10 protein-coding genes are annotated in these 12,441 nt (G+C 65.8%); 6 read left to right on the forward strand and 4 right to left on the reverse strand.

Annotated features, from left to right (window positions below; translation table 11 throughout):
* The first annotated feature begins 1 nt into the window (after window position 1).
* From OG474_RS21990 to OG474_RS22010, 5 genes are all read left to right on the forward strand, one after another.
* A complete protein-coding gene (locus tag OG474_RS21990; protein ID WP_405064231.1) occupies window positions 2-889 on the forward strand; it encodes a carbohydrate ABC transporter permease in 888 nt (295 codons plus the stop codon).
* Window positions 886-1,761 carry a carbohydrate ABC transporter permease gene (locus tag OG474_RS21995; protein WP_405064232.1) on the forward strand — a complete coding sequence of 292 codons (876 nt, stop codon included), beginning with the start codon at window positions 886-888 and terminating at the stop codon, window positions 1,759-1,761. Before OG474_RS21990 ends, OG474_RS21995 begins: the two co-directional genes overlap by 4 nt.
* An 82-nt stretch (window positions 1,762-1,843) precedes the next feature.
* A complete protein-coding gene (locus OG474_RS22000) occupies window positions 1,844-4,270 on the forward strand; it encodes a carbohydrate-binding protein (RefSeq protein ID WP_405064233.1) in 2,427 nt (808 codons plus the stop codon).
* 85 nt (window positions 4,271-4,355) lie between these two features.
* Complete coding sequence (locus tag OG474_RS22005; RefSeq protein ID WP_405064234.1) at window positions 4,356-5,165, forward strand: NPP1 family protein; 810 nt, start codon at window positions 4,356-4,358, stop codon at window positions 5,163-5,165.
* A gap of 94 nt (window positions 5,166-5,259) precedes the next feature.
* Complete coding sequence (locus tag OG474_RS22010) at window positions 5,260-6,045, forward strand: NPP1 family protein (protein ID WP_405064235.1); 786 nt, start codon at window positions 5,260-5,262, stop codon at window positions 6,043-6,045.
* A 49-nt stretch (window positions 6,046-6,094) separates the two neighbouring features.
* Here OG474_RS22010 and OG474_RS22015 read toward each other — a convergent pair whose 3' ends face one another.
* The 3 genes from OG474_RS22015 to OG474_RS22025 all read right to left on the reverse strand — a co-directional run bounded on the left by OG474_RS22015 (window position 6,095) and on the right by OG474_RS22025 (window position 9,893).
* Window positions 6,095-8,305: a carbohydrate-binding protein gene (locus OG474_RS22015; protein ID WP_405064236.1), complete on the reverse strand. Its 2,211-nt coding sequence runs from the start codon at window positions 8,303-8,305 to the stop codon at window positions 6,095-6,097.
* Between the two features lie 332 nt (window positions 8,306-8,637).
* Window positions 8,638-9,006, reverse strand: coding sequence for a hypothetical protein (locus OG474_RS22020; protein WP_405064237.1), 369 nt, complete (start codon window positions 9,004-9,006; stop codon window positions 8,638-8,640).
* Between the two features lie 110 nt (window positions 9,007-9,116).
* The gene (locus tag OG474_RS22025; protein ID WP_405064238.1) at window positions 9,117-9,893 is read right to left on the reverse strand and encodes an alpha/beta fold hydrolase; all 777 of its coding nucleotides are present in this window, start codon (window positions 9,891-9,893) and stop codon (window positions 9,117-9,119) included.
* 107 nt (window positions 9,894-10,000) lie between these two features.
* On the opposite strand from OG474_RS22025, the gene OG474_RS22030 reads away from it, so the two are divergent.
* Window positions 10,001-10,681: a TetR/AcrR family transcriptional regulator gene (locus tag OG474_RS22030; RefSeq protein ID WP_405064239.1), complete on the forward strand. Its 681-nt coding sequence runs from the start codon at window positions 10,001-10,003 to the stop codon at window positions 10,679-10,681.
* Here OG474_RS22030 and OG474_RS22035 read toward each other — a convergent pair.
* Window positions 10,668-12,389, reverse strand: coding sequence for a BCCT family transporter (locus tag OG474_RS22035; protein ID WP_405064240.1), 1,722 nt, complete (start codon window positions 12,387-12,389; stop codon window positions 10,668-10,670). The genes OG474_RS22030 and OG474_RS22035 overlap by 14 nt on opposite strands.
* Window positions 12,390-12,441 lie beyond the last annotated feature (52 nt).

Genomic DNA, 12,441 nt, shown 5'->3' on the forward strand with positions numbered 1-12,441 from the left:
CATGGCCTCTCGTATCCGGGGCGGTGGGCTGAGCACACTCGTGTTCCTGCTGCCACTGCTGCTCGTCTTCGGAATCTTCTCCTGGATCCCGATCGGGCGCGCCGTGGTGATGAGTTTCCAGGAGACGAACCTGGTCACGCCGTCCACCTTCGTCGGGCTGCAGAACTTCCGGGATGTCCTGGCTGATCCGCTGCTCTGGACGGCGATCAAGAACACCCTGTACTTCGCGTTCCTCGCCCTGCTCTTCGGCTATCCGGTGCCGCTGCTCGCCGCGGTGCTGATGAGCGAGGTCCGGCGGTTCAAGGGGTTGTACAGCGCGCTCGCCTATCTGCCGGTGGTCATTCCGCCGGTGGTCGCCGTACTGCTGTGGAAATTCTTCTACGACGCCGGACCAACCGGAGTGTTCAACACGATCCTCGGGGTGGTCGGGATCGGGCCGGTGGCTTGGTTGCAGGACTCGGCGATCGTGATGCCGTCCCTGGTTCTGGAGGCTACCTGGGCGGCAGCGGGTGGAACGGTGATCATCTACCTGGCGGCGCTCACCGGGGTCTCGACGGATCTTTACGAGGCCGCCGAGCTCGACCGCGCGTCGATCTGGCGGAAGGTCTGGCACGTCACGTTGCCGCAGTTGCGCGGCATCTTGCTGATCACGTTCATCCTGCAGATCGTCGGTACGGCGCAGGTGTTCCTGGAGCCGTTCCTCTTCACCGGCGGCGGCCCGGCGAACTCGACCACCACCCTGCTCCTGCTGATCTACGACTACGCGTTCGCGAACAGTCTGGGCGGGCAGTACGGGATGGCGACCGCGTTGAGCATCATGCTGGCCGTCGTACTGGGTTTGCTGTCCGCGGTGTACTTCCGGCTGACGCGTGGTTGGAGCAAGGTATGAGCCGCGGGATCCTGTCACCCAGTGAGTGGCATCGGCCGGGCATCCGGCGGACGACCCGCGGGTTGCACGCCGTACTGCTGGTGTTGTTGTTCGTGATCGGGCTCGGTCCGATGCTGTGGCTGGCGAAGGCGGCGATCACGCCGACGCAGGACACGCTGCGGTCGCCGCTCGCGCTGTGGCCGCACGGCGTGGATTGGGCCAACCTCGCGACGGCCTGGAGCCGCGTCGAGGTGGACAAGTACTTCCTGAACACGGTCGCGCTCGCCGCCGGCTCCTGGCTGGTGCAGTTGCTGGTGGCAACGACAGCAGGCTTTGCCCTGTCTGTACTGCGGCCGCGGTACGGGAGGGTGATCACGGGTGTCGTGCTGGCGACGCTGTTCGTCCCGTCGGTGGTGCTGCTGGTGCCGCTCTATCTGACGATCGTCGATCCGCCGTTGCTGAAGGTCTCGTTGATCAACTCGTTCTGGGCGGTCTGGCTGCCGGCCGGGGCGAACGCCTTCAACATCCTGCTGGTCCAGCGCTTCTTCGACAACCTGCCGCGTGAGGTGTTCGAGGCGGCGCGGGTCGACGGCGCCGGCCCGTTCCGGCTGTTCTGGTCGGTGGTGCTACCGATGTCCCGCCCGATCCTCGGGGTGGTCTCGGTGTTCGCGATTATCGCCGCCTGGAAGGACTTCCTCTGGCCGATGCTCGTCCTCCCGGATCCCGATCTGCAACCGCTGTCGGTCCGGCTGCCCGCGCTGCAACGGTTCGTCGAACTCGACGTGTTCCTGGCCGCGCTGGCGATCTCCACGGTGATCCCGGTGGTGCTGTTCGCGGTCTTCCAACGCTTCTTCCTCAAGACCGGCGCTCTGACAGGCGCCGTGAAGGGCTAGTAGTCATCCCTCTCAGAAGGGCACCGCCATGTCCCGATCTCGACTCACACTGCTATCCGTCCTCACTTTCTTCCTTACCCTGTTGGCGATTCCCGCCGCTGCGGCACCCGTCACCTACGAACTGGAGAACGGCACCCGCTCCGGCGGCGCCGCCGTCGAAACCGACCACCCCGGCTACTCGGGCACAGGCTTCATCGGCGGCTTCACCGACGGAAACAAAGGCACCGCGGCCGTCACCACCACTGTCTCAGCAAGCGCCGGCCCCGCCACCCTGACCCTGCGCTACGCAAACGGCACCGGCACCGCGAAAACCCTCTCGCTGTACGTCGCAGGTATCCGACTGCGCCAAATCACCCTCCCCGCGACGGCGAACTGGGATACCTGGGGAACCACCTCCGAAGCAGTCACTCTGGTTGCCGGTAGCAACAGCATCTCCTACCGCTTCGACACCGCCGACTCCGGCAACGTCAATCTGGACAACGTCACGATCACCGAAGCAACCGAGCCGCCGCCGTCGGGCGGGCCTGCCCTCGAGAATGCCTTCCTCTCCGGCGGCACCTCCGCCGCGACCTCGATCGCCGGGTACGCCGGGACCGGCTACGTCACCGGCTTCACCGCGATGGGCGCTCGTGCTATCCGTACCGTCAACGTGACCGCAGCAGGCGCGGCCACGGCAACCCTTCGCTACAACAACTCCACTGGCAGCACGAAGACCCTCAGCACCTACGCGAACGGCATCAAGGCCGGCCGGCTTTCGCTGCCTGCGACCAGCGGTTGGGCAACGGTTCAGCAGTCGCTCACCCTGCGCGCGGGCCTCAACCTGATCGGCTACCAGTACGACAGCGGTGACAGCGGCAACGTTGAGCTCGACGACCTGGCGGTCGCCGGATCGGCGAGCTTGGCCGCCCGCGGTGCCACGGTTGCGTACACCTCGTACGAAGCGGAGAACGCCAGTACGAACGGGGTTGCGATCGGTCCCGACCGCACCTATCGCACGGTCGCCTCCGAGTCCTCCGGTCGGCGCGCGGTCCGGCTCGACAATGCCCGCAAGTACGTCGACTTCACTCTGACCAAGCCGACCAACTCGCTCGTCGTCCGCTACTCGATTCCGGACAACGCAGGCGGTACCGGGATCACCGCTCCGCTGGGGATCTACACCGGCGGCTCGAAGGTCAAGGACCTGTCGCTGACGTCGGCGTACAGCTGGGTCTACGGCAGCTACCCGTTCCCGAACGACCCGGGACTCGGTGGCGGACACCGGTTCTACGACGAAGCCCGTACGACGTTGCCGTCGTACCCGGCGGGAACTGTCCTGCGACTGCAGAACGACACGTCCACCCCGATCACGATCGATCTGATCGACACCGAGGTTGTCGCTCCGGCGTACACGATCCCGGCGAACTCGGTCGAGCTCACGGCGTACGGCGCGGTGTCGGGTGGCGGGGATGACACGGCCGCGTTCAACTCGGCGATCAGCGCGGCGAAGTCGGCCGGCAAGACGCTGTGGATTCCGGCCGGCACCTTCGACCTCACCGCGCGGGTGAACGTCGACAACGTCACCATCCGGGGCGCGGGCATGTGGTACTCGACCATCCGCGGCACTGCCGGGCGCGGTGGACTCTTCGCCACCGGCAGCAACGTGCAGCTGGCCGACTTCACCTTCGCGGGCGACGTCCGCTACCGCGACCCCGATGGTCAGGTCACGACGGACTCGGCGATCGAAGGCAACTTCGGTACAGGATCGTTGGTACACAACGTCTGGATCGAACACTCGAAGACCGGCCTCTGGGCCAACAGCGGGACCAACGGTCTCTACATCGTCGGGGTCCGGGTCCGCGACATGTTCGCCGACGGACTCAACCTGAACACCTTCAGCGGTGACGGAAGCCCGGTCCGCAACACCCGGGTCGACCAGAGCGTGTTCCGCAACACCGGCGACGACGCGATGGCGATGTGGTCCTTCAACAGCGCGGTCTCCGACTGCGCGTTCACCTTCAACACCGCAGCGCTACCGACGCTGGCCAACACTGCCGCGATCTACGGCGGCGCGAACAACCGGATCGAGGACAACCTGTTGTCCGACACGGTCTACACGGCATCCGGGATCACCTTGAGCACCTGGCACTCGGCGCAACCCTTCGCCGGTACGACGGTTGTCCAGCGCAACACGATCACCCGGGCCGGCGGCTTCAACACCGACTGGAACAGCAGCCAGGGCGGACTGTGGATCTACGCCGAGGCCCGTGAGATCACGGCACCGATCCTGATCAAGGACGTCGACATCATCGACAGCACCTATCAAGGCATCTTGATGAGCTGGCAGAAGACGGTCAGCAACATCACCTTCGATCACGTCAAGGTGCAGAACACCGGTACGTACGGCATCGATCTGCAGGTTGCCGGCAGCGGCACGTTCACCTACGTCACGGTCAGCGGTGCGGCTTCGGGCGGCCTGAGCAACACCGCCGGCTTCACGCTCGACCGGGGTGCGGGGAACTCGGGTTTCTAGAAAACTTTATCGTGTGAAGTATTTACCAGAGCGGGGTGGATCTGTCACGGTTCGACAGCGTTGTCATCCGCCTGAAGGAGCGACCATGACAGATCCGCTTCCGCCCGCCCCAACTCCACAATCCACCCGTCGGCGCCGGACTCTCGGCGTACTGATCGCGACCGCGACGCTTCTGGTGAGCACCGCGGCCACGGCCTACGCCGACCAGCTTCCGACCCTGCCGCAGAACGCGGGAGGTTACGAGCAGTCCTTCTCGCCCGCCTACGACTACGACGGCGACGGTTGTTATCCGGTCGCGGCGATCAGCCCGACCGGAACGCTCAACCCCGGTCTGAATACGACCGGCGCCGTGAACGGCAACTGCCACGACCAGTCCGACCTCGACAACTCGCAGACCTACTCACGCTCGAAGTGCAACAACGGTTGGTGTGCGGTCATGTATGCCAGCTACTTCGAGAAGGATCAGGCCGTCGACGGCAGTGGTCTCGGCGGTCACCGGCACGACTTCGAGCACGTGATCTCGTGGGTGAATCAAGCGTCGAACCAGGTCGAGTTCGTGACCACGACGCAGCACGCGAGCCAGATCACCTACCCGCGCTCGCAGGTCCGTTTCGACGGTAGTCACCCGAAGGTCGTCTTCCACAAGGACGGCCCGGGGACGCACTTCTTCCGGCTCGCCAACGGCGCCGACGAACCGCCGGAGAATCACTACCACACCTGGCGTTTCCCGCCGATCGTCGGCTGGGACGGCTGGCCGAGCACCGGTCTGCGCGACACCTTGATGAATGCCGACTTCGGGTCGGCCACCATCAAGATCACCGACAAGGACGACCGGTTCCGTTACCTGCTCAACGTGTCCAAACCGAGTGGAATCCCGTTCGACCCGTATGCCTGAAGTTTCCTCATTTTTTCGCTGGTGAAGTATGTACGGACAAGCGGCTGGTCTGTCATCGTCGGGAACGTTGTTCTTCCGCCCCGAAGGAGTGACGATGACAGATCATTCCCGCGCTCGCCGACGGTTGATCGGTGTGGCGATCGGTACCGCGACCCTGCTGGTGGCGACGACCGTTGCCGCGTACGCAGCGCCGCCGCCGAGCCTCCCGCAGAACGCGAACGGTTACGAGCAGTCCTTCTCGCCCGCCTTCGACTACGACGGCGACGGTTGCTACCAGGTACCGGCGATCGGTGCCGACGGCACCTTGAACCCGGGCCTCAACACGACCGGCGCGGTCAACGGCAGCTGCCGTGACCAGTCCGACCTCGACAACTCCCAGACCTACTCACGCTCGAAGTGCAACAACGGCTGGTGTGCCGTTGTCTACGCCGGCTACTTCGAGAAGGACCAGGCCGTGGCCGGCAGCGGCCTCGGCGGTCACCGGCACGACTTCGAACACGTCATCTCCTGGATCAACCAGGCGTCCAACCAGGTCGAGTTCGTGACCACGACACAGCACGCGAGCCAAGTGACCTACCCACGTTCACAGGTCCGCTTCGAGGGCACGCACCCGAAGGTCGTCTACCACAAAGACGGCGCCAGCACGCACTTCTACCGGCTCGCCAACAGCAACGACGAACCGCCGGAGAACCACTACCACAACTGGCGTTACCCGCCGCTGGTCGGCTACGACGGCTGGCCGAGCACGGCTCTGCGCACCACGTTGATGAACGCCAACTTCGGTTCGGCCACCATCAAGATCACCGACAAGGACGATCGCTTCCGCAACCTCCTGAACGCCTCCAAGCCGAGCGGGATCCCGTTCGATCCCTGGGCCTGACCTGAGGTGAGGTGGGAAGGAGCCCCGCCGGCCCCTTCCCACCTCCGTCTCATTCGGTGAGCTTCAAGTAGTCCAGGTTGAAGCCACCGCTCTCGCAGAAGACAGTGATGTTCTGCTCGCCGGCCGGCAGCGTCACCTGAGTGCTGACCGACTGGTACGTCGCCCAGCCGCCAGTAGCCGGTACCGAGACCTTCGTCAGTACGGCGCCTGACGCGTCCCGGATCGAGATCGCGTCCGGGGCAACCGCGCCGGTGCCGTTGGCCACGCGCAGCTCGAGGTTGTAGGTGGCCGCCTTCTTCAGATCGACGCGGTACTGCAGCCACTTGCCGGTGTCGGTCCAGCCGATGTTCTTGCCACCACTGGCTGATGGGTTGGACTCGACGAAGTTCGCGCCGCCGTCGGTCCAGCCGCTCTGCGCGACGTACGACTCCGCCTCGATGTTCTGGCCGACCGGCGTACCGTGCGGCGTGACGGTGATCTTGATCGTCGTCTCGTCCTTGGCAGCGCCATCGGTGACACGGACCTTCACGGTCTGAACGCCGGCGACGGTCGGGCGGAGCGTGAGCAGACCGGTCTGCGCGTCCAGGCTGACCCCGGCCGGCAGCTCGGTCGCGTAGTACGCGAGCTTGTCCCGATCCCGGTCCCTCGCAGCGAGCTGCACCTGCGCGGCGCCGTACTGATCAGCAACGACATCCGGTACGTCGTTCAGCACCGGAGCGTGGTTGCCGTGCTGGGACGGGACATCTCCGTGCCAGCGGTAGGTCGCGAACGAGTTGGCCGGAACCGTTACGGTGAAGGTCTTTCCGGCCATCGCGACGCGGACCTGGCTGGACGTGGTGTTGGAGTTTCCGACGATCGCCACGAAGTTGTCACCGCGGTCCTTGTAGACCACGTTGCTGATCCCGTTGGTCGTCGTACCGGACTCGACGCGGGTGTGCTCGGGGCCGAGGTACTTGGCGAACTGGCCCATCGCGTAGAGCTCGTCGCGGACCGTGAAGGTGCGGGCGGTGGTGTCGACCTTGACCAAGCGGTTCGGCCACTTCGTCGTCCGACCGACCTCGGCCCAGTCGATGTTGTTGTCCCGGGCCGGCGTCCAGTGCAGCGTGCCGCCGTCCTGGTCTGTGGTTTGCGCCCACATGACGTACGACGACGCGTCCAGCCGGAAGTAGTTCAGGATCGTGGCCGGGTTCAGGTCGCTGGTCTCGGTCATGTGCACCGGCTTGCCGGTCTGCTCGTACGCGTCCCGCATCACCGTCGGGTCGCCCCAGTACGGGTGGAACGCGATCGCGTCCGAAGCGGCCTTCGTCTTCGGGTCGTTGAAGATCCGGTAGTAGTTCTTGGTCGCGGTGCTGTTCGGGTCGCGCCAGTCCCAGAAGTTGAAGTCGTGCACGTAGAGCTGGGTCGACAGGCCGGCCCGCCGTACCTCGTTCTTGATCGCCACCGCGAGCTTCTGCTGCTGCTCGACGCTGATGTCCATCGCCGGGTAGACGACATCGATGCCCGGCTCATTGAGCAGCGTGAGCGCGTCGACGTTGATGCCGTGCTTGGCGAAGGCCTGGATGTACTTCACGTAGTAGCGCGCGAAGACGTCGATGCAGTCGTCGCGGAGCTTGCCCACCTGGTAGTACGACGTGGTGCTGCCGGGCTTGAGTGCGACCTCACCGGTGAACCGGTTGTTGGTCTTCATCCACGCCGGCGCACTCCACGCGGAGGCGAAGAACGTCGCCTTCGGGTTGTAGCGCTGGATCAGCTTGACCGTGTCGACGATATGCGTGTCGAGGTCCCGCTTGATCGAGAAGTACTTGAGCCCGAAGTCCTCGGTCACCCCGGCCGGCAGTTCGTCGTACGACCAGAACGGCAGGTGCTCGATCAGGTCCGGACTGCCGATCGTCAACCGGAACCTGTCCAGCCCGGCGCCGTTCTTCGGGTCGACGAGCAGCCGGATCGCCCGGTCCCGCTCGGCCGGCGTGAGCTTCCACAGGTTCGACACGCTGGTCTCGTCGAGCGAGAACCCAACCCCGCTGTACTTCTGCCGCAACGTGCTCGGGTCGATCACCACGGTCGCGTCCGGCGTCGTACCCCGATCGTTCCCGACAAACGCCGATGGCAACGGCTGCCAGGTCTGCGCCGACCCACTCGAGTACGTCCCCGTCACCACCGCCCCACGATCGGGTCGCCCAGCCTGAGCCGGCACCCCGGCCCCCAGCAGCCCGGCCCCCAACGCCGCCACCGTGACAGCCACCCCAACAGTTCGCCTCACAAATCCTCCCAGCATCCCGGAAAGCGCTTACTAGCCGCGAACCCTACGCGCCGGAATGCGCATGCACACCCCCTCGCCGGTTCCGGAACTCCCCTGGCGTCGCGCCACCACTGGTGGCCGGAGACAGGAACCGGTGGGCGGAGACCTATGGCAGCAGGTCTCCAGCAGTCACAAGGTGTCTCACGCCACCACTGATGGCGCGAACCACCCACCCGTCCGACGACAGCTCACACCACCGTTGCGGGCGGGCCGATCCTCCGAAGGACAGGAGGTGTACGCCGGTCGCCGTACCTGCTCGGCGACGGCGAGCGTGGCCGGGCGATGCAGTGGACCTATACGTCCTGTTGTTGCGCAGATTCGCCAAGCTTCTTGGCGGCAGCTCTCGGGCGGGTGATGCCGTCGACCGACAGGCAGATGCCGAAGACGCGGTCGTGGCTGGTCCACCCGTTGATGCGGCCGCGGTTGTTGCTGATCTGGACCCGGTTCTTGGTGGGATCCACGGCTGACACCAGGTGCAGGTAGACGGTTCCGGCGACGCGGGCGAGGACGATGTCCCCGACCTCCAGTTGGGTCGGGTCGACCGGCGTGACGACGACCTCTTGCCGGCTGCGGATCAGCGGGACCATCGATGAACCACTGGGCCGAAACGCCACAGTGGCACCGCCGGTGACCCTGCCGGCCACCGCATCCAGTGCACCCATCCGATGATCGTGGCAGATTCCCCCGCATCGCCGTACCGATTTATCGCGGCAGGACGCCGTTCTCCAGGTAGACGGGGTGAATCGGCTCGGACACGTCATCACCTAACCATCTACCTGATGAGCTGGGCGGCTTTTTGGAGGAAGGTGGTGACGGCTTGGGTGGCGAGGAGGGTTTGGTCGGTGAAGATGCGGTGGCCGGCGTTGTCGATGACGACCAGTTCGGCGTGCGGGATGGCTGCGGCCAAGGCTTCGCCGGCTGATAGCGGGACCAGTCGGTCGTTTCGGCCGTGGAGGATGAGAGTCGGCAGATCCAGCTGGTGGAGTTCGTCGTGGCGGTCCCACGGCGAGGCTGCGAGGAGCTGACTGCGCATGCCTTCGGAGGTGGTCGGGATGACGCTGGCGACCTCGATGTCGCGGTCGATCTCGGCCGCGGGGGTGTCGTCGACGTACAGGATCGGTGTCAGCGCCTGACTGCGCTGTTCGGGTGGCAGGTTGGCGATGGTGGCGACTGCGGAGGCCGCGACAGTCAGGTGCGGTACGCCGGCGTGGGTGCTGGCCAGCATCAATGAGCTGGCTCGGCCGGGGTGACTGAGGGCGAGCTCCTGGGCGATCAGGCCGCCCATGCTAAGGCCGAGAATGTGCGCCCGGTCGACGTTCGCCGCGTCGAGGACGGCGACCGCGTCGGTCGCCATCGTGGGCAGGCCGAACGGTTCCGGGGAACACCCGGTACGCCCCACACCGCGGTTGTCGAACGTGATCACCCGGTAGCCGTCGAGCCCCGGGAGCAAGCGGAACCATGATGTCGATGCTGACCCCAATCCGTTGATCAGGAGCACCGGCGCCCCCGCGCCGGTGCTCTCCCACCAGATACCTGTCGATGTGCGCATCCAACCCCTCCAGTGGAACGCTCGTTACATTACTCTGAGCATCCATCACGCTGGTGTCAAGCGCAAATTCTGCTAGCTTATGGATCGAACGTTCTAAGGAAGGTGAGATGCCCTCAGGATTGCCCGTAGTGCTGCCGCCGCGGCTGGCCGCGGACGGTGCGAAGGGCCGGCTGCTGGAGGCCGCGGTCGAGCTGTTCGCCGCCCGCGGGTATCACGGCGTCTCGGTCCGGGACCTGACCGCGCATCTCGGCGTGCAGCCGAGCTCGCTGTATGCGAAGTACGCCTCGAAGGCGGATCTGTTCAGCGAGCTGGTGTTCCTCGCCAACGAGGAGATCCGGGACCGGATGCGCGCCGGGCTGCTGGAGGCCGGGCCGGATCCGGCGTCGCAGCTGAGCGCGCTCGTGCACGCGAACGTCGAGTTCCACACGACGTATCCGCTGTTCGCGACGATCGCGCACAACGACTTCGGCATGCTCACCGAGAGTGCTTTGCGCCATGTCGCCGCCAGCCGCAAGGAGGCGATCGACCTGATGCGGGCCGTCATCGACCGCGGCAACGACCTCAGCGCCTTCGACTGCGACGATCCGTGGACCGCGATCGCCGCGATCGCCGGCTTCGGGATCCGGCTCGCGGTCTGGTATCGCCCGCCCGGGCACATCGACGACTCGGCCGCCGGTTTCGCGGCCGAGGTCCAGACCTGGATGGGCCGGGATCGGTCGATCGAGGACCTGAAGACCACCTACGCGACGTACGCGCTCAGGCTTGTCGGTGCCGTCACTCCTTCTTGACCGGCTCCTCGCCGTTGCCGGTGACCACCAGGGAGAAGTCGTCGCCGTGGGTGGTGACGCCTTCGATGACGGCTGCCTCCATCGCCTCGCTGCCCATCGCCTTGCGCAGCATCAGTGGGTCGGTCCGGAGATCCTTGGCGAGCGCAACCGCCAGGCCGACCATCACGATCGCGAAGGGTAGCGCCGCGACGATGGTGAGATTCTGCAGTCCCTGCAGGGCCTTCGCGCCACCGCCGCCGACGAGCAGCATGACCGCGGCGACGGCGCCGGTGAGGACACCCCAGAAGATGACCACCGCCTTACGAGGCTCGATCGCTCCCCGCTGCGACAGTGTGCCCATCACGATCGAGGCCGCGTCGGCGCCGGAGACGAAGAAGATCGCCACCAGTACGACGACCAGGATCGTGGTCACGGACGCCAGCGGGTAATGGTCGAGCAGACCGAAGAGCTGACCTTCGGTGGTCGACTGGCCGGCGATGTCGACGCCGTGCCGCTGGGTGTCGATCGCGGCGCCGCCGAAGACGCAGAACCAGACCAGGCTGACCATCGACGGCACCAGCAGTACGCCGGTGACGAACTGCCGGATAGTCCGGCCACGGCTGATCCGCGCGATGAACATGCCGACGAACGGCGTCCATGAGATCCACCACGCCCAGTAGAAGACCGTCCAGCTGGACAACCAGGTCGCCATCGCGTCGCCGCCGCTGGCCTCGGTCCGCGCCGCCATGTCGGCGAGGTCGCGCAGGTAGTCACCGATCGCGGTCGGCACCAGGTTGAGGATCAGTACGGTCGGTCCGACGACGAAGACGAACGCTGCCAGCACCACCGCGAGCACCATGTTGATGTTCGACAGCCATTGGATGCCCTTGGCAACACCGGACACCGCCGACGCGACGAAGGCCGCGGTCAGTACGGCGATCACTCCGACCAGCACGGCGTTCCCGGTCTTGTCGAGCCAGCCGAGGATCCGCACACCGGACCCGATCTGCAGCGCGCCGAGCCCGAGCGAGGCCGCCGACCCGAACAGTGTGGCGAAGATCGCCAGACTGTCGATCACCTTGCCGATCGGTCCCTCGGTCCGCTTCCCGAGCAGCGGTGCGAAGGCCGCGCTGATCAGCTGCGAACGCCCGCGCCGAAAGGTGCCATAGGCAATCGCTATGCCGACGACGGCGTAGATCGCCCACGGGTGCAACGTCCAATGGAACAACGTCGTGGCCATCGCCGTCTGCAGCGCCGCGTCGGATCCACCCTCCACCGTGCCCGGCGGCGGCTTCATGAAGTGCGACAACGGCTCACTCACGCCGTAGAACATCAGCCCGATCCCCATCCCGGCGCTGAACATCATCGCCACCCAGGACACGGTCTTGAACTCGGGCTCCTCGTCGTCCGCCCCGAGCGGAATCCGCCCGTACCGGCCGGCCGCCAGCCACAACACGTAGACGACGAACCCCGAGGCGAGCAGCACGAACAGCCAGCCCGTGTTGGTCTCGACCCAGGTCAGGGCCGAGCCGGACGCCGTACCGAGGCTGGTCGCACTGGCGAATCCCCAAGCCACGAAGGCGAGTGCGATCACCGCCGTGACGCCGAACACGATCCGGTCGAGCCCGGAACCGGTACTTCGGCTACCGGGCGGTGGTGGTGCCGCGAGCGCAGGATGCTCGGTTGCGTGGTCAGGTTCTACTTGCTGGCTGTCGAAATCGATCGCCACAGCTGATTCACGCCTCGCTTCGGCGCGCCTCCACTTTTCACTAGGAATCGGA

The organism is Kribbella sp. NBC_01505, assembly GCF_045040285.1.
Lineage (GTDB): Bacteria > Actinomycetota > Actinomycetes > Propionibacteriales > Kribbellaceae > Kribbella.